The organism is Rhizobium sp. TAL182 (genome assembly GCF_002117725.1).
Lineage (GTDB): Bacteria > Pseudomonadota > Alphaproteobacteria > Rhizobiales > Rhizobiaceae > Rhizobium > Rhizobium esperanzae.
The window spans coordinates 1,133,985-1,150,840 of record NZ_CP021024.1 but is presented as its reverse complement, the minus strand read 5'-3'; the positions used below and the strand labels follow the sequence as shown (position 1 = coordinate 1,150,840).

The 16,856-nt window shown below is 61.7% G+C and carries 25 protein-coding genes; 7 read left to right on the top strand and 18 right to left on the bottom strand.

Annotated elements, in window-relative coordinates; translation table 11 throughout:
• Positions 1–344 precede the first annotated feature (344 nt).
• Both Tal182_RS05855 and Tal182_RS05850 read left to right on the top strand, forming a co-directional pair.
• Positions 345–1,028, top strand: a complete 684-nt coding sequence (locus Tal182_RS05855) for a winged helix-turn-helix domain-containing protein (protein WP_085858560.1) — start codon at positions 345–347, stop codon at positions 1,026–1,028.
• A 58-nt stretch (positions 1,029–1,086) separates the two neighbouring features.
• Positions 1,087–2,484 (top strand): HAMP domain-containing sensor histidine kinase, encoded by a 1,398-nt coding sequence (locus Tal182_RS05850; RefSeq protein WP_085860851.1) that lies wholly within the window; start codon positions 1,087–1,089, stop codon positions 2,482–2,484.
• Here Tal182_RS05850 and Tal182_RS05845 read toward each other — a convergent pair.
• From Tal182_RS05845 to Tal182_RS05805, 9 genes are all read right to left on the bottom strand, one after another.
• A complete protein-coding gene (locus Tal182_RS05845) occupies positions 2,381–3,277 on the bottom strand; it encodes a glycosyltransferase family 25 protein (protein ID WP_085860850.1) in 897 nt (298 codons plus the stop codon). The two genes, Tal182_RS05850 and Tal182_RS05845, sit on opposite strands and share 104 nt — an antisense overlap.
• A 333-nt stretch (positions 3,278–3,610) precedes the next feature.
• Complete coding sequence (locus tag Tal182_RS05840; RefSeq protein ID WP_085858558.1) at positions 3,611–4,018, bottom strand: GFA family protein; 408 nt, start codon at positions 4,016–4,018, stop codon at positions 3,611–3,613.
• Between the two features lie 722 nt (positions 4,019–4,740).
• Positions 4,741–5,334 (bottom strand): hypothetical protein, encoded by a 594-nt coding sequence (locus Tal182_RS05835; RefSeq protein ID WP_085858556.1) that lies wholly within the window; start codon positions 5,332–5,334, stop codon positions 4,741–4,743.
• A gap of 14 nt (positions 5,335–5,348) precedes the next feature.
• On the bottom strand, positions 5,349–5,558 hold the full coding sequence (locus tag Tal182_RS05830; protein ID WP_064800996.1) for a helix-turn-helix domain-containing protein: 210 nt from the start codon (positions 5,556–5,558) through the stop codon (positions 5,349–5,351).
• Positions 5,555–5,851 (bottom strand): GcrA family cell cycle regulator, encoded by a 297-nt coding sequence (locus tag Tal182_RS05825; RefSeq protein WP_085858554.1) that lies wholly within the window; start codon positions 5,849–5,851, stop codon positions 5,555–5,557. The genes Tal182_RS05830 and Tal182_RS05825 overlap by 4 nt, the downstream gene beginning before the upstream one ends.
• Positions 5,848–6,246: a hypothetical protein gene (locus tag Tal182_RS05820; protein ID WP_085858552.1), complete on the bottom strand. Its 399-nt coding sequence runs from the start codon at positions 6,244–6,246 to the stop codon at positions 5,848–5,850. The genes Tal182_RS05825 and Tal182_RS05820 overlap by 4 nt, the downstream gene beginning before the upstream one ends.
• Entirely contained in the window at positions 6,212–6,580 is a 369-nt protein-coding gene (locus Tal182_RS05815) for a hypothetical protein (protein WP_085858550.1), read from the bottom strand. Before Tal182_RS05815 ends, Tal182_RS05820 begins: the two co-directional genes overlap by 35 nt.
• Before the next feature lie 34 nt (positions 6,581–6,614).
• Complete coding sequence (locus Tal182_RS05810) at positions 6,615–6,881, bottom strand: RNA polymerase subunit sigma-70 (protein WP_085858548.1); 267 nt, start codon at positions 6,879–6,881, stop codon at positions 6,615–6,617.
• A 138-nt stretch (positions 6,882–7,019) separates the two neighbouring features.
• The gene (locus Tal182_RS05805; protein WP_064805951.1) at positions 7,020–7,244 is read right to left on the bottom strand and encodes a hypothetical protein; all 225 of its coding nucleotides are present in this window, start codon (positions 7,242–7,244) and stop codon (positions 7,020–7,022) included.
• 83 nt (positions 7,245–7,327) lie between these two features.
• Between Tal182_RS05805 and Tal182_RS05800 the strand changes: the two genes are divergently transcribed.
• The 3 genes from Tal182_RS05800 (at position 7,328) to Tal182_RS05790 (ending at position 9,275) form a co-directional block, all read left to right on the top strand.
• The gene (locus Tal182_RS05800; protein WP_085860849.1) at positions 7,328–7,975 is read left to right on the top strand and encodes a S24 family peptidase; all 648 of its coding nucleotides are present in this window, start codon (positions 7,328–7,330) and stop codon (positions 7,973–7,975) included.
• A gap of 795 nt (positions 7,976–8,770) precedes the next feature.
• Positions 8,771–9,034, top strand: coding sequence for a hypothetical protein (locus tag Tal182_RS05795; protein ID WP_085858546.1), 264 nt, complete (start codon positions 8,771–8,773; stop codon positions 9,032–9,034).
• A gap of 13 nt (positions 9,035–9,047) precedes the next feature.
• Positions 9,048–9,275, top strand: coding sequence for a hypothetical protein (locus Tal182_RS05790; RefSeq protein ID WP_085858544.1), 228 nt, complete (start codon positions 9,048–9,050; stop codon positions 9,273–9,275).
• Between the two features lie 26 nt (positions 9,276–9,301).
• Here Tal182_RS05790 and Tal182_RS05785 read toward each other — a convergent pair whose 3' ends face one another.
• The 4 genes from Tal182_RS05785 to Tal182_RS05770 all read right to left on the bottom strand — a co-directional run bounded on the left by Tal182_RS05785 (position 9,302) and on the right by Tal182_RS05770 (position 11,533).
• A complete protein-coding gene (locus tag Tal182_RS05785) occupies positions 9,302–9,541 on the bottom strand; it encodes a DUF982 domain-containing protein (protein ID WP_064800987.1) in 240 nt (79 codons plus the stop codon).
• 143 nt (positions 9,542–9,684) lie between these two features.
• Positions 9,685–10,209, bottom strand: coding sequence for a LysR substrate-binding domain-containing protein (locus Tal182_RS05780; protein ID WP_245344821.1), 525 nt, complete (start codon positions 10,207–10,209; stop codon positions 9,685–9,687).
• Positions 10,210–10,272: 63 nt separating this feature from the next.
• A complete protein-coding gene (locus Tal182_RS05775) occupies positions 10,273–10,668 on the bottom strand; it encodes a DoxX family protein (protein ID WP_085858542.1) in 396 nt (131 codons plus the stop codon).
• A 16-nt stretch (positions 10,669–10,684) separates the two neighbouring features.
• Positions 10,685–11,533 (bottom strand): SDR family oxidoreductase, encoded by an 849-nt coding sequence (locus tag Tal182_RS05770; protein ID WP_064800985.1) that lies wholly within the window; start codon positions 11,531–11,533, stop codon positions 10,685–10,687.
• A 126-nt stretch (positions 11,534–11,659) separates the two neighbouring features.
• Here Tal182_RS05770 and Tal182_RS05765 point away from each other — a divergent pair, with 126 nt between their 5' ends.
• Positions 11,660–12,055: a helix-turn-helix domain-containing protein gene (locus tag Tal182_RS05765; RefSeq protein ID WP_085858540.1), complete on the top strand. Its 396-nt coding sequence runs from the start codon at positions 11,660–11,662 to the stop codon at positions 12,053–12,055.
• A 134-nt stretch (positions 12,056–12,189) separates the two neighbouring features.
• Here Tal182_RS05765 and Tal182_RS05760 read toward each other — a convergent pair whose 3' ends face one another.
• Both Tal182_RS05760 and ligD read right to left on the bottom strand, forming a co-directional pair.
• Positions 12,190–13,542, bottom strand: a complete 1,353-nt coding sequence (locus Tal182_RS05760; protein WP_085858538.1) for a hypothetical protein — start codon at positions 13,540–13,542, stop codon at positions 12,190–12,192.
• Positions 13,543–14,018: 476 nt separating this feature from the next.
• Positions 14,019–15,068 (bottom strand): non-homologous end-joining DNA ligase, encoded by a 1,050-nt coding sequence (gene ligD, locus Tal182_RS05755; protein ID WP_085858536.1) that lies wholly within the window; start codon positions 15,066–15,068, stop codon positions 14,019–14,021.
• A gap of 151 nt (positions 15,069–15,219) precedes the next feature.
• Here ligD and Tal182_RS05750 point away from each other — a divergent pair, with 151 nt between their 5' ends.
• Positions 15,220–15,498 (top strand): hypothetical protein, encoded by a 279-nt coding sequence (locus tag Tal182_RS05750; protein ID WP_206426544.1) that lies wholly within the window; start codon positions 15,220–15,222, stop codon positions 15,496–15,498.
• 397 nt (positions 15,499–15,895) lie between these two features.
• Here the strand turns inward: Tal182_RS05750 and Tal182_RS05735 are convergent, their stop codons facing one another.
• Genes Tal182_RS05735 through Tal182_RS05725 form a run of 3 tightly spaced genes read right to left on the bottom strand, consistent with a single transcriptional unit; the run spans position 15,896 to position 16,835 of the window.
• Positions 15,896–16,372 carry a hypothetical protein gene (locus tag Tal182_RS05735; protein WP_085858530.1) on the bottom strand — a complete coding sequence of 159 codons (477 nt, stop codon included), beginning with the start codon at positions 16,370–16,372 and terminating at the stop codon, positions 15,896–15,898.
• Positions 16,369–16,563 carry a hypothetical protein gene (locus tag Tal182_RS05730; RefSeq protein WP_085858528.1) on the bottom strand — a complete coding sequence of 65 codons (195 nt, stop codon included), beginning with the start codon at positions 16,561–16,563 and terminating at the stop codon, positions 16,369–16,371. The genes Tal182_RS05735 and Tal182_RS05730 overlap by 4 nt, the downstream gene beginning before the upstream one ends.
• Positions 16,560–16,835, bottom strand: a complete 276-nt coding sequence (locus Tal182_RS05725) for a hypothetical protein (RefSeq protein WP_085858525.1) — start codon at positions 16,833–16,835, stop codon at positions 16,560–16,562. Before Tal182_RS05725 ends, Tal182_RS05730 begins: the two co-directional genes overlap by 4 nt.
• Positions 16,836–16,856 lie beyond the last annotated feature (21 nt).

Sequence of the window (16,856 nt, the reverse complement as noted above, 5' to 3'; positions counted from 1 at the left end):
AATTTGGCATAACGTACCTTCAAACTCCGTCATCCCGGCCTTGGGCCTCAGTCCCTGAGTCTGGGATCCATGCCCGCGGCTGATCGAGACTTGCCGACGCGTTATAATTATAACGACATGAAATGAGGACTTCGCAGCCTATGCAATATGGAAGTCATGTTGCCCTCCTGAAGCAATTGTGGGTCGCCGCCATTGCCGGCCAACGGCTACGCGCAGCCTTGTCACGCTCGAGGTCGAACCTCGTGGTGGAGCGCGATGCGCCCTCCCCCTTACCAATCCGTAAGTTGCCGCCAAGCCGTCGTCTCGGCTAGATCTTGCCGCACCAGGCATGCCGGGAGCGGCCGATGCGAATCCTGCTGATCGAAGACGATACCAAGACGTGCGATTATATCGCCAAGGGCTTCTCCGAGGCCGGGCATGTCTGTGACGTCATCGGCGACGGCCGCGACGGGTTGTTTCAGGCGCAGCGCGAGGCCTATGACGTCATCGTCGTCGATCGCATGCTGCCGGGCCTCGATGGGCTGGCGATCGTGCGTTCACTCAGGGCTGCCAAGGTCGGCACGCCGGCGCTGTTCCTGACCTCGATCGGCGGCGTCGACGACCGGGTCGAGGGGCTGGAGGCCGGCGGCGACGATTATCTCACCAAACCCTTCGCCTTCTCCGAGCTTCTGGCGCGCGTCAATGCGCTCGGCCGGCGCCCGCCGGTGCAGGAGCAGCGCACGGTCTTGAAGGTCGCCGATCTGGAGCTCGATCTGATCCGGCGGGAGGCGCGGCGCGCCGGCCAGGTGATCGAGCTGCAGCCGCGCGAATTCACCCTGCTCGAGGTGCTGATGCGCGGCGAGGGCCGCGTCATCACCAAGACGATGCTGCTGGAGCGGGTCTGGGATTTCCACTTCGATCCGAAGACCAGCGTCGTGGAGACCCATATCAGCCGCCTCAGGGCCAAGGTCGACAAGCCGTTCCAGGCCCAGCTTCTGCACACGATCCGCAACACCGGATACAGCCTGCATGCGCCTCGAACAGGATGATTTCAGGCCCATCGGCCTGAAAATCTCAAATCCTATTCGCAATTTAAAGAGTAAGAGCATGATTTCGTCCGAAAACCGCGCACACTTTTCGGCATCATGCTCTAGCCTGCGCAGGAGCACGCCGTTCCGCCTGGCCGTCACCTTCGGCGTCCTCTTCGTCGTCGCCTTCATCTTCAGTGGCGCGATCATCTATCACATTCTCAGCCTCGGCCTCGGCCGCGATGTCGACCAGTCGCTCAACGAGATGAATTCGCTCATCGTCTCGACCTACGAGCCCGGCGACACCGCGGACCTGATCAATACGCTGAACAATTATGCGAGTTTCCAGTCGACCTCCGACGGGCTCTATTCGCTGACGGATGCCAGCGGGCGCAAGCTGGCCGGCAATTTCGCGGCACCGCGCATCCCGAACGGCGTCTATACCGTCACCTCGGGCGATGTCGGGCTGAAGGGGCATGAACGCTATCGCATGCAGGTATCGACGGTCGGCCCCTACAGCCTTGTCGTGGCCGAGAACTTCAACGATGCCGACGAGATGCTGCGGATCGTGCTGGTGAGCTTCGAATGGGCGGCCGCAATCGTCGTGGCGACGGCGATTGGCGGCGGTGTCTTTCTCGCCGTTCGTGCTCAGGCGCGGCTGGACCGGGTCGCCAACACCATGAATGACGTCTCTCACGGCGCGCTCGACGCCCGCATTCCGATCACCGGCAACGGCGACGATCTCGATACGGTGGCAATCCAGATCAACGCGGCGCTGGAGCGGCTGCAGAGGCTGGTCGAGAGCATGCGGCAGGTGAGCGCCGATATCGCCCACGATCTGAAAACACCGCTCAACAGGCTGCGCCTGACGCTGGATGCCGCGGTGGCCGGAAACGATCGGCGGGCGGATGTTTCGGCTCTGCTCGACGAGGCACGAAACGAGAGCGACCGGATCAACGCCACCTTCGAGGCGCTGCTGCGCATTTCCCAGATCGAGGCCGGCGCCCGCAAGGAGCGTTTCCAGGCGACCGACATCGACGCCGTGCTCACCGTCATCTCCGAGGTCTATGGCGATGTCGCCGAAGATGCCGGGCAGTCGTTCCGGATCGCCGGGCGCGCGCCCGCCGTCATCTGGGGCGACCGCGATCTCCTGACGCAGATGATCGCCAATCTGGTGGAGAACGCGATCAATCATTGCCCGGCCGCAACCGGCATCACCCTGTCGCTCCGCCGCCAGGGCGACCGCGCCATCCTCTCGGTCGTCGATACCGGCCCGGGCATTCCGGCCGCAGAAAGGGACAAGGTGTTCCGGCGCCTCTACCGGATCGACAAGAGCCGCACGACGCCGGGAAGCGGCCTCGGTCTCAGCCTCGTCAAGGCAATCGCCGAACTGCATTCGGCCGAGATTGCGCTGGCAGACAATCATCCCGGCCTTCGCGTTTCGATCGCCTTCCCATTGATGCCGGAGAAATCCTGAGCCGCCATGCCGCGAGCCGACCGAAGCGGGCGACAAAACGGCGGATTTCGGCAGCAGCGCGAAAAGGCAGCACGCTCCACGGCCGGCGGTGGCCGAGCCGGTAGGCCGAAAGCCCCGCCTGGATCTGCGAGCAGGGATCGGCCCTCTGGCTCACCGGCAGCGGATCGACGAAGCAGGCGCGCAGCCCGTCGTCGAACTCCAGGTCGAAGGCGAGATCATAGGGAAGACGCATGGGCAGCAGCGCCCCGGCAATCCAACCCGCCGCCTTGCGGTTGATCAGATAGGCGCCCGATCCCTTCTCGCGGGTCAGCGCAATGGCGAGCGAGCGCGAGGCGGTCAGCGGCTCGACCCGGTGTTTTCGCCCGGAATTGACCGTCGACAGCCGCAGAATGTCCCAGTGCGCGCGGTGGCGAAGTGCCGCCTCGAGCAGCTCGGGCAGATCATCGTCGAAATTGAGATCGTCCTCGAGGATGAGGGCGAATTCGCCATTGCTGGCGAGGAAGCGCCTGGCACACTCGACATGGCTGAGATAGCAGCCGATCTCGAAAGGGTTCGGCCGGCGGCCGTGCCGGCGGAGATAAGATGCCTCATCGAAGCCCGGATGCGGCAGGCTGATGCCCGCACCGTCGACCGCCGCCACGCGCTCGTGGGCGAGGCCGAAGCCTGCCAGCAGCCGTTCCATCCGAAACCGGCGCAAGGGCGCGCGGTCGAGATTGACGAGGTAGGTATTCACCTGCAGGCTGACCGGATGAAGGGCCGGCATAAGGGCGGCGGGTGTGGCGCGCATGTTCATGAGACTTGGCCTCGACTTGGCAATGACGGCGCCAAGCCTGCGCTTCAAACCTCACCGGGACTTCGCCCGGACTATACATTTTCGTAAGCTGCGGCGACCGGCAGCCGAAGCAAGCATCCTTACGGATCGGTATGCTGCCGGCAAAGCCCCCGTAAGAATGCCGCGCTACAGCTCGCCTGCGACATGCAATGGGTCCTTCCCTTCCCGCGATCATGACGACATCAATCAAGCCTTCGATGACGACGGCGACCCATTGCGTGCCGCGCCGGCGTCAGAACCTCGCATTAGCCCGCAGCTGTTGCGATCGAGGTCCCTTTCCCGGTTCCCGAACCACTAATTTCCGGCATGACGCTCGATCGTGTCGGCGAGGTCGATCCAATGCGGGCGATCGTCCCACCAGTGAACATGATCGGGCGCAGGAAAGTAGGGATCGGCGAAGGTGCCGGCAGCGATGACGACGGTGCCGGGGAAGTATGTTCCGGATTTGGAAAATCCGCCTCCACCGCAGATCCGGCAAAAGGCTTTCATCACATCCGGCGTGGTTTCGCCCTGCGGAAACCATACGGAATAATCGCCGGAAGCGATCCGGACGTCGTCCTCGCGGAACCACACATTATGGGCAAGAGCGCTGCCGGATGCGCGCTGGCAGCGTGTGCACGTGCAGACGTGGTTGTGCACTGGATCGCCATCGACCTCCAGGCACAGGGCGCCGCAGCTGCACTTGGCATGAAAGACAGGCATTTGGCTCATTCCATGTTGATCTTACGGCAATGTGCCGTCGTTCAAATCGTTCTGACGCTCTCCGATCCAAAATGTTCAGCCGGCTCGGGAACAACGGACTTCGCTGATCGTAAGTATTATGGGCCGTGCGGAGGTGCTTACAACACAGCCATGCACTTCGATACTCTGTGCGGCCCACTCCAGTCAAAGCCAGGGCGCGTCCATATGTTTGGAAGCGCCCACGCCATTACCGACTTCCGATCGGCTTCGCGATTGGAGCCGCACCCGCACCCTCCGTCATCCCAGGCCTTGAGCCTGGGATCCATGCGGGCGAGGCACTGCGTGCCGACGCTGTGCGACGCAAACAACTGCAGCCGCGTGGGTGGCTGTGGATCCCAGGGTCAAGCCCTGGGATGACGGAGTGTGGGGTTGGCCTTGTTGCCCAACGCACCGCCGGTGCGGATTGCGCCCGCTGTTGCCGGAGCGACCGCGGGTGAAGCGCGTGAGGCGCGGCTTTTGGCGTGGTACCGCCGGCCAGCGTGAGGCGCCGCCTTTGCCGTAACGTCATCGCGCCGACGCCGCCTATCTCTCCCGGCACCACTTCTCCTCCGTCATCCCAGGCCTTGAGCCTGGGATCCACGCCACTTCTGATGGAGCCAGCATGGATCCTCGGGTCAAGCCCGATCCTCGGGTCAAGCCCGAGGAGACGGAGGGTGGGGCACGCTCTGCGGCAGACACCCATATTACCCAGCCTTCGCCCTCCTGAGCGCAATCAACCCCCGCCGCAGCCACAGCAATTGCTGCGGCGGCATCTGGCGCAGGTGTTCGTAGTCCATCACCGCCACGTTATAGACGGTGCTGCGCACCTGCGGCCCGTCTTCGCAGCGCAGGAGAACGGCCTGCAGTTCCATCATGCGGTTGCTGGCCTTGCGGGCGCGGTCGGCGAGGCTTTCGGTGATCTCGCCTTCGTGGCCCTTCACGGCAAACAGCGACTGGGCCCTGGGGCTCGGGGCCGGAATGCCCGTCGTCTTGTGATAGCGGGCCATGACCTCGGCATAGTCGTCGCCGGCCTGGCGCTGCTCGTCGGTGATCAGCCCGTCGAGGAACATGCGGCCGAGGGTATAACCGGCATAGGGGCTTCTGACCGTCTCGTCGGCCACCGTCCTGCCGAAGCCGTGGATGCGCCGGCGCGCCGCCATCGCCACGCTGATATTCTCCTTCTCGGTTTCGAAGGGCTTGATCTTGCCGCAGGGGAAACGCTCGACATTGGCCTTGCGCGGCCGGCCGGCGCCCTTGTTGGCCCGCTGTATCTTCACCTTGGTGGCCTTGCCGCCCATGCTGATTATCCTTCCTATTGAATGATGCCGTTTCGAAGTGCGGCGGCGACCAGTGCGGTCTCCTTGAACACGCCGAGTTTCGCCTTGGCGTTTGATATGTGGGTGTTGACGGTGATCGGCGAGATGCCGAGGATGGTGCCGATCTCGGCGGCGGTCTTGCCTGCGGCCATCCAGCGGATGATCTCGCGCTCGCGCGGGGTCACGGCACTGGTTACGGCACTCATGGCGCCGGCCCGTCGATCGTCGGCACGCGCGGCATCGTCACCTCGGCGCCCGACAGCGTCACCCGCCGCACCCTGTCGGGGTGGCGGATCGGCGCGGGCGCCTCGCCGGCGACGGCCAGCAATTTGCGCGCGTCCTGCCTGGGCGGAAACCGGTCGCGGTTGCGATGCGCCATGTTGATGACGGTGTTCTTCTTCGAGCCGAAGAGTTCGGCGATCTGACGTGCCGAAAACCCCTCCTGCCAGAGCTTCTGCGCCTTGACGATCTTGTCTTCCGTCCAGAACAGCTCTCTCATCCCACTGCCTCCTGTGCGTCTCGTGCGGCCCTTGCGATGACCGGGTTGTCGGGAAACATCTCAGCCAGCGCCCGCTTGGCGCTGCGGCTGCCGTTTGCTGCCTGTCTCAGCAGCCGCATCTTTTCGGCGGCGACCTTCGGCTGCGGCTGTTCGGGCGGCGCTTCGACGCGCGGCCGGCTTTGCGCTTCCATCACCGCCTGCTGCTGGCGGGCGATTTCGGCGAAGCTCGCCGCGCTCGGGGCGAAGGCGCGGTTATGGTCCCTGACCTTGCCTGACAGGAACAGCTTGGCGGCGCGCCAGACCGCCTCTGCCGGAATGCCGTCGATGGCGACGAGGTAGGCGCGGATCTGCATGTCGGGATCAATGCCGGCGGATGCCGGAAAACCCGAAAGCATCCCCGCCATGATCTTGACCGGAGAGGAAATCTCTTGCGGCATCAACCGTTGTCCTTCTGCCCACGCTTGCATCACTCGATCCGGCTTCCCTCGCCTTCTCATTGAAATACCAGTCGGATTTGATCGCTCGCCAGCCGCGCAGGATCTGCATCTCGGCGGCGTCGACCGGATTGCCGGTCTTGAGATACTCCTTGAGCTGGATCCTCGCCGCATAGGCCGTCAGCGGTTTCTTCAGTGTGCGGCTGCGATGCTCGATGATCGCCGCCGCCAGCTCCTGCCCCAGCACCGGGCTGAGGATCTCCATAATGTCCTTGCTCATCTCTTCCTGTTCCATGCGATGTCCTTTCCCGCTCGCGGTCGCTGCGCCCTCAAACCAGCAGCCTCGGCCGCCCGCCGGCAAAATTAACCGGAGCGCCCGGCCTGGCGGCGCGGTCGGGAAACCGCCTGAACTCGCGGCCGGCATAATCCTGCTGGGCGGTGTCGCCCTTCTCGGCGCTGCGAAGCCGGTGAATCTCGCTTTCCACCGAGGGCACCGACACCCCGAGGATGGCTGATATTTCGATATAATCCTGGCCGGAGCGGAAGAGCTCGAGGGCGTTCATGTGCGTGCCTTGATGCGCAGGAGCGATGCTCATCGCTTGATTCTCTTTCCATTTTCGATCCGCAGCCGGCCCTTCCCGCCAAGCGGGCGCCGGCCGGATCGTTCATATTCAAACTTGTGGAAGAGGCTGGCGTCGCCGAGGGAGGACGACGACGCCAGCTGCCGAGAGCCTTCAGGGAGGAGTGAGGCTGACGGAATTGGTGATCGGCTGAGAACCGGGCAAGACCGGCGTCTGCCGCATCTCTTCCGGCTCGGTCTGCCGGCCGCAAGTCTCGCAGTGGCGCTCGATCACCTCGGCGATCGAGAGCGCCCTGCCGCAGTGCGGACAGCCGGTGTAGCGGGCATTGGCAGAGCCCGAAAGCCGGGGTCGATTGTTGATAATATGTGCTTGTGTCATGGCCATAAGGGTACGTAAAATACCTCGCACGTCAAGCGATTTAGGGCATTACATGTACCTTTTTTTAGGGTATGATTTATATCATGTTGAAAGATCAGGAACAATTTGAGCGCGAAGAACGCGCAAAGCGTCTGGTCATGGCCAGGAAGAACGCGGGCTTTGCCGGGCCGAAAGCGATCGTCGATCGTTTCGGCTGGAACGCCAATGTCTACAAGGCGCACGAGTCGGGCCGGAACGGCTTCGGCATCGCCGACGCGAAGAAATATGCCAAGGCGTTCCGGGTCAATCTCAACTGGCTGCAGTTCGGAACCGGCGACGCACTCGATCCGGAGGAGCGGCCGGTCTCCGTCGCCGACGTGCCGAAGATCTCCTGGGTCAGCGCCGGGCAGCTGACCGAGCAGGCGCCGGTCACCGACTTCTCCGAATTCCCGACCGTCGCCGCGCTCGATTTGCCCGACGGCGACTGGATCGCGCTCGAGGTCGAGGGCAATTCGATGAACAAGATCTCGCCGCCGGGCTCGATCATTTTCGTCAACCGCCGCGATAAGCGCCTGGCGCCGAACGCGCTTTATGTCGTCGCCGACGAGACCGGGGCTGCGACCTACAAGCGCTACCGCCCGAACGACAACCCGCCCTTCCAGCCCGCCTCCTACGAGGACGTGCCGCCGCCGGAATTCCAGGGCGCCGTCACCATCGTCGGCCGCGTCCGCCGGTCGGTGATCGAGATGTGAGAGTCCAGACCTCTTTCGAAAATCTCAACTAATTCCGCGATGTAACGCTTACCGCTCCAGCAAGATGCCAACCACTTCGCAAAAGGATTCAAGATGATCCGCCCGTCCTCATGAGCCGGCGGAATCTGGCTCCATTTCGTGACGCTTGCCATTCTGATCATCGCTTTCGGCGCCGCGCGGGCGATCCTGTTTTGAGGTGAACCTCTCGCATGGCCGAAACCGGCTCTGCCCGGCGCTCCAATCGCCACGGTCAAACTGCCTGCAGCGACCTCGCGGTCCGACGCGCCTGCAAACAACCGCTTCGAGCGCAGGCGTCCAATCTGAAAGCCGCGACGCGCCGCAGAGCGGGTCATCGCCGCCGCCCGCGCGCCTGCGCTATCCTGATCTCTCTCACTCCTTCTCTCTTCCATCTCTTTCCAGTTCCTGAAGGCTGGTGAGGGAGGGTTCCGGCCAAAGCTTCCCCCTACCCCATGAGCAAAGCCCATGAAGCCGGGAGAGCATTGGCCATGTCCTGAAGGCCGGAGCCGGGATGGGACACGTGCCAGAGGGGCCATTCGCTTCGCCCTCGTCCTGATTTTCTGACAGCGCACTTAAGGACTTTCGCTTCCCGCGCCGCTGGGCTTCGTCAGCTCGGGAGTTGCACCCGGTCGCCCAATCACTTGGCCGAGACATACGCCTACGATTCGTACCTCGTCAATCTGTCAGGTATTTTTTATACCTTTTTCGATTGACGATCTAGGGTATGTTATATACCTTTTTCGACAGGCCAACCAGCCGGCACGAGAGGGCAGAGCAATGCAGCATATCCGCAGGATCGAGACCGAGCAGAGCCGGCGGGACACCCGCTGGAATGCGGTGCGCGGGCTCGATGACTGCGATGCCTATATGGCCAACGAGGCCCAGCGCATGGGCGCCCTCGGCTTTGCCTATCTCGGCCGCCCCGAACATTCGATCCGCGGCCCGTCATGGCTGCGCGGCGCCACCGCCAGTGTCGAGGCGCATTACCGCTACGCCCGCGAGATCATGGGCATCACCGATCGCGATCAGCTTTACGCCTGAGGGAGAAACCGACATGTCCGCCGATTGCGTCATCAAAGCCTTTTCCGGCTGCGCCTGCCCGCCGGGTCAGTGCGGAGAGAAGCCCATCATCCCGGCGCCGGTCACCTTCGTCTCGTGGCGGATCCAAGCGCTCACCTGCATCGCCCTCGGATTGCTGGCGGCGCTCGTCTCGGCCGCCTGGATGGAGCCACAACTCAAGCGTCGCGGTCTCGACCACCAGGAGCGGGTGTCATGGAAGTGAGCGAATGCCTTTCGAAGCGCCGCCGGTCAGGAGCTGAACTTGATGTCGCTCGCCTTCGCCGCAGTAATGAAGGCCCGCCGCACCTGCTCGGGCTCGGCGAGATCGTTGAAGACATCAAGCACCAGCAGTTCGGCAGCCTTGGCCGCCGGCGTCTGCGCGGGCCAATCGTTCAGCAAGGTATTGCCGGCCTGGACGACATTATAAACGGTCCTGGTCTTGCCATTGATGGTGATCTTCACCGGTTTGAAGCTCCGTCGCCTGCTCATGATGCAGCCCCCTCGCGCTGGACATCCGACTCAACGAGCGGCGTTCGGACTCGTTCCACCGACACCAAGTTCTTTCTCAACCAATCAGAAAGTGCAGTAAGCGATGTTCCGATTACACCTTGGCTCAGTTTTTTTCGGACGCTTCAGGTTTTCACAATTCGTATGAATTCACGCACCTCTTTTAGCATGCAGTTCCGAAAGGCGCGGACCTTTGGTTGGTCTTGATTGCCGACGCGGTACAGCAGATCGTAACCCCACTCGACCTCGAGGGCCACGTCGGGAAATAATGAAACCAGCCTATCAGCGGCAAGGTCTTCTGCAACAAGGACGCTCCGCCCAAGAGCTACCCCCGCTCCTCGAATGGCTGCCTCAATGGACATGCTTCCATGGCTGTATCCGGGCCCACGCATACCGGGATACGGCAGCTCGATCATCGCGAACCATCGCTCCCAGGTCGTGATCATCCCGATCTCGTGAATGAGTTGGCATTTGACCAGGTCGCTCGGCGCATCAATCCCGCCCATCTTCTGGCGGTACTCCAAGGAGCATACTGGTGAGACCGTCTCGTTCATGATGCGCTCCGCCGCCGTGTGAGGGTAGCGACCGTCACCATAACGCAATGCTACGTCGACTTGACCGGCAGCGAAGTCGACGGCGCGACGGGCCATGACGACTGCGCCCGAAACTGGATCGGGACGCAGATCGCAAAGGTTTGGATGCCAGGAGGTATCTCAGGTTCCGGCCGGCTGGGAGGCCGCATACGGCGAAGGCTTTGCTCGTGCGGCATTTTGGGTCGTGAAAGACAAGACAAGGACGCCCAGACCGAGGAGCGCCGGAACTGATCCGGCGTAGTCGGAAGTGTTCAGATGAGCCGATAGCGCCAGCAGCAGGTGAAAAAACATTCCGGAGTAGGCGAGATCGCTCAGTCCGACGCTGATGCGGGAAAGGATCGCCGCCACTCCCAGCAGTTTGACCGTAATCAGGAGCGGCACCAGATAGCCAGGAAAGCCAAGCTGACCCAACAGTTGTCGCACCGTGTCGCTTTGGGTGAGATAGAAGGTGGCGGACATAAGGTACAACGCCGAAAGAAGCGCGGTGCTGATCCAATAAATGTATTTGCGGGCCATGTTTACTCGGTTCTCCTCACGACTTCGTTGCCGCGAACACGTTGCGGAACGAGATCGGCGCACGGCCCGACAGCCGCTCGACATCATGTGTAAGCACATCGAAGTGTCCTTCGACAAAGGTCTTCTTGATGTCCATGATGGCATTGACAACCAAATCGGGCAGCCCGGCCTGGCCTAAGCCGCCATGCAGTTGCTCCTCGGTAATCGAGGCAAACACGATGGGCTTTCCAAGTGCCTCCGAAGCAATGGCGGCGACGTCATGCCCTGTTAGCGCATCGGGTCCCGTCAGATTGTAGATCGCGCCTGCGTGACCTTCGCCCAATACGGCTCCTGCTGTCGCTGCGGCCACGTCGTTGCGCGAGACATACGCGACGCGACCTTCGCCGAGTCCAGCGAGCATTCCTTGGCTCTGTGACATCATGACCTCGTCGATCATGGACTGTGCATAGTAGTTCATGCGCAGGATCGTCCAGTGTGGAGCTGACCTGATCAGATGCTGTTCGGCTGTCCAGTAGGACTCGCCGAGTGCAGGAACGGCAGCCTCGCGTGTGCCTGCCGCCGACAGCAGGACGATGTGCTGCACACCTGACTTCACGGCCACATCGATGGCGGACTTGAGCTGTACACCGCGCACGCCCGGACCTAGGTCTGCGCTGGGGATCAGCACCAGACGGTCGAGCCCGGCATAGGCGTCCAGAAGCGTCTCTGGCTGGTCATAGTCACCCTTACGAGCCTCGACCCCGCTACGTGCCTTCTCCGGCGAGCGGGAAATGGCGACGATTTGGTGGCCGCCTCCGCGTGAGCTGAGTTCTTCGATGATGGCCGCACCCAGTTTCCCACTTGCGCCGTTGATGCCGATCTTCATGTCGTCGTCCTCTTCTGCTAACGAACAAAATGTACGTGACGATATGATCGATATCGGGTATCTGCACAAGAATGCACATGAAAGTGCGCCACGCACAGGGATGTGCGTGCCTTGATGGAGTAGCCAATGAACACCACCGCCGCCACGCAGGCCGGGGACTTGCCTGCGAGCGAAGATCACAACAACTGCCGTGCGCTCGGCCAGATTCTTGATCGCATTGGCGACAAGTGGACCATCATGGTTGTCGGAGTGCTGTCACGGGGACCGTTGCGCTTCAACCAGATGATGCGCGAGATCGCCGGCGTGTCTCACCGGATGCTGACCCTCACACTCCGTAGTCTGGAGCGCGATGGATTGGTGTCGCGCACGGCCTATGCCACCATCCCGCCGAAGGTGGAATATGCTCTCACCGACGCCGGGCGTTCGCTGATCGAGCCATTGCGGGTACTCAGCGATTGGGCAATCGACTATCGCCCTGTGATCGAGAAGGCTCGGGCGGACTTCGACACCCGCGAGGTATGAAGCCCGAGATGGAAATACCGTGTGGCGAGGCTGTCAGTGCAGAAGCGCTTACTCCCGACGGCCGCTTTGGGCCGGGCTCGTGATACGGAATCCACCGTCGCCCCCCAAGGAAGCGCACGGAATTCGGTGCAGACTTAGATCGACTTCAAATACTCGATGAGGTCGTCCTTTTCCTGAGTGCTCAGATCCAACTTCAAATGATCGTTGTAGTGCTCGACGACGTCCTCGAGCGTGGCAAACCGCCCGTCGTGGTAGAAGCCACCCTTGTGGACCTTCTCCATGTTCCACAGGGCCCGCAACGGCGCTGTCCTGTAGCGACCATCCGGGGATCGCATCGCCTGGAAATCGTCTATCCCGATCTCGTCCGCCGTATGAAGGTTCCAACCGGGCTCTGTGAAGAGCGGCGGCACATGGCAAGTGGAGCACTTGGCCTTGTCGTTGAAGAGGGCCTTTCCCTTCTCCGCCGCCGCACTGTCGAATGTGCCATTTGGCGGCTGCGGGGTGGGTAGGGATAGCTGATAGAAGTGCAGCGCCGGAAGTTTGGCGGTGATCCGGTCTTCCTTGTCCTGCTTGTGACCCTGCTTTGTCCTGGCTGCAACCGGATACTTCTCGGCGTCATCAAGCCGTGGATCGTAGAACACGCCTTTGCCGTGCATCTCGAGATTGCCGACATAGGCGTTCCAGTAGCTGACGTTCCCCCAGGCCCCGGTCCAGGTATGGTTATTTACGCCCGCCAATCCGAATGCGGGGGGATTGAGCGTCGCGGCCGTCTTGCCGTCCGGGCGGAAGGCCTTTCCGTCCAGGTTGAGCTCGGCATCGAACTTGCCAGGCCCCCAGGCCGCCACCGCCTTCTTCACGTCGGCTTCGGAGATTTGCAGCATCTCGGTGAATGCCGTGAGGTCAGGCGCCAACCCGACGATCGCACCGATGTCCAGGTCGCGGTTGGGCCAGCCATCCAGCCTGCGGCCGATGCCGGGAGCGTAGGCGTCGTCGACTGTCGAATGGCATACCGCACACTGGATGCCGACCGACGTCAGCGTCTTGCCGTCGTCGCCGAAAAATCCGGTTACCCCAACAACGGCATTGGCCTTCAGCAGCAGAAGCGTGCTCGCCGGATCGTCAAGATCGACCTTGCCCTTGTTGAGCGCTGCGGCGACGTCCTTCGGGACGGCGTTGAGGTCGACCTTCAGACCGAGCTCCAGAGCCTTCTTGGGGCTCAGTCCCGGCCCCTTGCCCCCCAGCTTCTCACCCGCGATCGCCTCGTGAAGCTTGAGTTTGCCTCCCCAGAAGTCCTCACTGCCGAACGTGTCGAAGCGGAATGTCTCGCGACCCTCCTCCAGGAACCGTCTGGCTTGGGCGGCCGCCGCCGCATCAAACTCCTTGCCGCCGACAGAGGCTTTTTTGGCCGTCTGGGCGGCCGCCGGGATCATCGTTGAACAGAGGAGAAGAAGGAAAAAAGCTGCTGTACCATGAGAGCGTAGAGACATAGAAATCCCTCCACGCAGCCGAGGTTTTCGGCTTGCGCACCTGGTTTTACCGCAATGAAACAAATCCCATCCACAATATTACAACATGCTAAATTAGCAATGGAAATCCTTTGTTCTCGCCCGGTCTGAGGCTCCGAGCCGATTGCCTTCGCTGCGGCGTGCCTCTTACAAGGGGCTTCGCGAACAAGGCGGCCGCCGACGTCTACGAGATCGCGTGATCTCAAACCGATATCTGTCGGTTTTTCTGTCGATTTGAATCTGTCGGATAATCTTTTGGCGCTCGGGATCACCACTAGCCCCCTGTAAAAAAGGGGGTTTCCGCTGGTCGGAGTGGAGTGATTCGAACACTCGACCCCCACGTCCCGAACGGAGAAGGCTTCGCGGAAACCCAGCATTTCCGGGACAGGCGGTTTCTTTATGTTCTCGCCTGTTCTGATTTTGTCCAGTCAATCGGTCCGCAATCGGTCCGCCAAATTTCATTCCAGCTCGTAGACGCCCTCATTGTCTGCAGGATCCCGCAGCCCCTTGTATGATTGATGCCGCAACTTGCCGTCATGCGTCCAACCTCCGTACTGGATCTCGGCAACAAGCTCCGGACGGACAAAGACTGCGTTTCGCTTCCTGCCCGTATCGACGGCCGGCTTTCGGACGATCAGTTTGTCCATCAGCGCTCGGAGCTCGGCGGCGGAACGTTCGTTGAAGCCGGTTCCCACTCCCCCGACATAGACGAACTCACCTTCCCTGCGCGCGGCGAGCAGGAGCCGGCCTATGCCGCCGAACGACGCTGTTGACTTCTCGTAGCCAATGATCGCAAATCCGTCGCTCTGCACACATTTGATCTTCTGCCACTCACCGCCGCAGCCGCTACGATAGGGACTGTTCCGGTCTTTCGCGACAATGCCTTCGAGCCCGAGCTCGCACGCGATCCGCAAGAGGGTGTCGCCATCCGCTTCAATTTCCTCAGATAGGCGGATGGCCTCTTCGCCGCCGGCCGGCACGAGCTCCTCGAGGAGATGGCGCCGTGAGCTGAGTTCGGTTGACCGGATGTCATGGCCGTCGAAATAGATGAGGTCAAACGCCATCATGATCGCGTCACGCGACGCCCTGTTGCCGCCGCGGCCGCCGAGCGACTTCTGCAGCTTGCCGAAATCCGGCCGGCCCTGCTCGTCAAGAACGACGGCCTCGCCATCCAGTATCGCGGTCGAAACAGGGAGGCGCCTCGCCTCGGCCGCGATCGCAGGAAAGAGGTGGGTCCAGTCATGGCCGCCGCGCGTCAGGATCCGGACGCCCGAAGGCTCTTTGTGAACGACTAAGCGATAGCCGTCCCACTTGACCTCGAAGGCCCATTGCGCGCCTTTCGGAGGGCGCGACTTGAGGAGCGCGAGACAGAGATCAACGCGAGCCGGCATGGGATCGAGAGTGAGCTGAGGCTGGGTCGGATCACGCCGGCGCCGCGGCTTACTGCGGAGCGGCGCATCAGTGTCACCCAGCAGTGGCTGGGGAGGCTTGCGTGGCGGCTTTGTCATCCCGCCACTTCATCAGCAGGGCCTTAAAAAGCAATTGACCCATAATCATTATTGACTCGAGCCCGCATGAGAACATATTAGCAACATCGCTCGGGCGGAGCATTTAACAAACAGTGCGGCAGAAAGGACCTCGGAAGGGGAATGATGACGCATGGCCGAAACGATCGGCGAGGCAATGGATGCAGGATGGGATGTCAGCGCCCGATGCGCGTGGGGAAAGCGAGAAGGGCTGAAGAGCGTGCGCGACTGCCAGTGGAAGCATAAGCTGGATCTCGTCACCCTGGTGGCGACGAGAGGGCGGGATTTTCCGCTCGCCATGCTCTCGCAGCGCATGCGCTGCCCGGTCTGCGGTAGTCGACGTGTGGCGATCGCTTACCTACCGAAGAGCGCGCCGCGGGCGATGACGATGGAACGGGGGCCGAAATGGTAACCGCTCGAAGGTTTCAGGAGATCAAGGGCTGGTCGCCCGGATATATCAACGTCACGCCGGAGCACGTCACCATCATGGCCGAATGCGTTGCCTGCGGAGCGACACGCGAATTCGCTAGGGAGAGTTTGCCGAGCGGCCTGCAATTCGCTCTGATCAGCGAGATTGAGCCACACCTGAAATGCTCCTCTTGCGGAGCAAAGGCGGGACGATTGAGGTTTGGAAACTATGTCGCTTGATCAATGCTGCGGCGGCCGGCCGCAAGCCCACTACGATGCCGTCTCGGTCATCTCCTGCCGGAAATGCGGGGAAACAGTCACCGTCGAGACGCCGCCATTCTTCCGCAGCGACGTCAGCCAGCGAGAGCACCAGATCTGGCGCGCGATATTCGCCTGGAATGCTAGACGATCGCCAGCGCCAGCCCCAGCCCCGAAACCATCCCAGCGATGAACAGCGCCACGCCGATGAACACACGGCTGCGGCCGGCAATAGTGCCGTTCTCGGCGTCCGGCGCGATCAGCACCAGCATGCAGGCCCAGGCCATCATCCAGGCGATGAAGGCGCTGACCGGCGAATTGACCAGGTGATCTGCCCGATCGTAGAAGCGTACTATGATCACCCAGACGCGCTGGAAGAAGATGATCAGCACGATCGAAAACACGGCGACGATGAGGAAATCCGGGCCGTCGCGGCCGGAGCGCAGGGCGCGTGCCGCATCGCTTGCCCATCGCACCAGCACCGCGAAAGTCACGCCGAGCACCAGGCTCGAGGAGATCTCAACCATCCGTTCGTAGGGAATGAAGATATTGAGCAGCCAGAAGGAAACAACGGCCGACAGGGCAGACCAGGCCGCAATGCTCGTTTTCAGCCGCTTCATCGCTTCTTTCCTTTTTTCATCGTCTTCAATGTCACCGTCGCCAATTCGTGGACGCCATGGCGCCGCCGCTCAAACGTCACAACCGTCTGCGCAAGCTTGGCCTGCAGCACGCGTTTCTCCTCCTCGACATCAGGATCACCCCCAAGGGACCATCTTGTGCGCGGCCGGCGGAACCATTTGAGCAGCATCATTCGCCCTTCCTCCTGCCGTTGATCTGCGCCATTGCGAGAGGCAGGATGACATCCATCGTGTCGGTGAATTTCTGCGCAAGCGGGGTTACGAGTTTTAGGGTAGCGACATGTTCCTGCTGCGCCTTGGCCAGGGCCTCGTCATAGGCTGCCCTGTCTTTCGCTCTGCCATAACGTTCATAAAGATAGAGGCCGAGGAAGATGAGCGTCGTGGCGGCAAACACGCCGCCGTTCTGCAGCATCCACTTGGCGAGCTCTGCTTGAATTCCAATCATTCATTTTGCCTATGATTTGGC

Excerpts from the sequence above, each read along its gene's own strand:
- Tal182_RS05725 (WP_085858525.1), bottom strand. The coding sequence starts at position 16,835 with ATGATTGGAATTCAAGCAGAGCTCGCCAAGTGGATGCTGCAGAACGGC.
- Tal182_RS05735 (WP_085858530.1), bottom strand. The coding sequence starts at position 16,372 with ATGAAGCGGCTGAAAACGAGCATTGCGGCCTGGTCTGCCCTGTCGGCC.
- Tal182_RS05850 (WP_085860851.1), top strand. The coding sequence starts at position 1,087 with ATGATTTCGTCCGAAAACCGCGCACACTTTTCGGCATCATGCTCTAGC.
- Tal182_RS05825 (WP_085858554.1), bottom strand. The coding sequence starts at position 5,851 with ATGAGAGAGCTGTTCTGGACGGAAGACAAGATCGTCAAGGCGCAGAAG.
- Tal182_RS05805 (WP_064805951.1), bottom strand. The coding sequence starts at position 7,244 with ATGACACAAGCACATATTATCAACAATCGACCCCGGCTTTCGGGCTCT.
- Tal182_RS05770 (WP_064800985.1), bottom strand. The coding sequence starts at position 11,533 with ATGAAGATCGGCATCAACGGCGCAAGTGGGAAACTGGGTGCGGCCATC.
- Tal182_RS05765 (WP_085858540.1), top strand. The coding sequence starts at position 11,660 with ATGAACACCACCGCCGCCACGCAGGCCGGGGACTTGCCTGCGAGCGAA.
- Tal182_RS05810 (WP_085858548.1), bottom strand. The coding sequence starts at position 6,881 with ATGAGCATCGCTCCTGCGCATCAAGGCACGCACATGAACGCCCTCGAG.
- Tal182_RS05855 (WP_085858560.1), top strand. The coding sequence starts at position 345 with ATGCGAATCCTGCTGATCGAAGACGATACCAAGACGTGCGATTATATC.
- Tal182_RS05800 (WP_085860849.1), top strand. The coding sequence starts at position 7,328 with ATGTTGAAAGATCAGGAACAATTTGAGCGCGAAGAACGCGCAAAGCGT.
- Tal182_RS05820 (WP_085858552.1), bottom strand. The coding sequence starts at position 6,246 with ATGCTTTCGGGTTTTCCGGCATCCGCCGGCATTGATCCCGACATGCAG.
- Tal182_RS05780 (WP_245344821.1), bottom strand. The coding sequence starts at position 10,209 with ATGGCCCGTCGCGCCGTCGACTTCGCTGCCGGTCAAGTCGACGTAGCA.
- Tal182_RS05815 (WP_085858550.1), bottom strand. The coding sequence starts at position 6,580 with ATGGAACAGGAAGAGATGAGCAAGGACATTATGGAGATCCTCAGCCCG.
- Tal182_RS05835 (WP_085858556.1), bottom strand. The coding sequence starts at position 5,334 with ATGGGCGGCAAGGCCACCAAGGTGAAGATACAGCGGGCCAACAAGGGC.
- Tal182_RS05750 (WP_206426544.1), top strand. The coding sequence starts at position 15,220 with ATGGCCGAAACGATCGGCGAGGCAATGGATGCAGGATGGGATGTCAGC.
- Tal182_RS05775 (WP_085858542.1), bottom strand. The coding sequence starts at position 10,668 with ATGGCCCGCAAATACATTTATTGGATCAGCACCGCGCTTCTTTCGGCG.
- Tal182_RS05760 (WP_085858538.1), bottom strand. The coding sequence starts at position 13,542 with ATGTCTCTACGCTCTCATGGTACAGCAGCTTTTTTCCTTCTTCTCCTC.
- Tal182_RS05790 (WP_085858544.1), top strand. The coding sequence starts at position 9,048 with ATGTCCGCCGATTGCGTCATCAAAGCCTTTTCCGGCTGCGCCTGCCCG.
- Tal182_RS05840 (WP_085858558.1), bottom strand. The coding sequence starts at position 4,018 with ATGCCTGTCTTTCATGCCAAGTGCAGCTGCGGCGCCCTGTGCCTGGAG.
- Tal182_RS05845 (WP_085860850.1), bottom strand. The coding sequence starts at position 3,277 with ATGAACATGCGCGCCACACCCGCCGCCCTTATGCCGGCCCTTCATCCG.
- Tal182_RS05830 (WP_064800996.1), bottom strand. The coding sequence starts at position 5,558 with ATGAGTGCCGTAACCAGTGCCGTGACCCCGCGCGAGCGCGAGATCATC.
- Tal182_RS05730 (WP_085858528.1), bottom strand. The coding sequence starts at position 16,563 with ATGATGCTGCTCAAATGGTTCCGCCGGCCGCGCACAAGATGGTCCCTT.
- ligD (WP_085858536.1), bottom strand. The coding sequence starts at position 15,068 with ATGACAAAGCCGCCACGCAAGCCTCCCCAGCCACTGCTGGGTGACACT.
- Tal182_RS05795 (WP_085858546.1), top strand. The coding sequence starts at position 8,771 with ATGCAGCATATCCGCAGGATCGAGACCGAGCAGAGCCGGCGGGACACC.
- Tal182_RS05785 (WP_064800987.1), bottom strand. The coding sequence starts at position 9,541 with ATGAGCAGGCGACGGAGCTTCAAACCGGTGAAGATCACCATCAATGGC.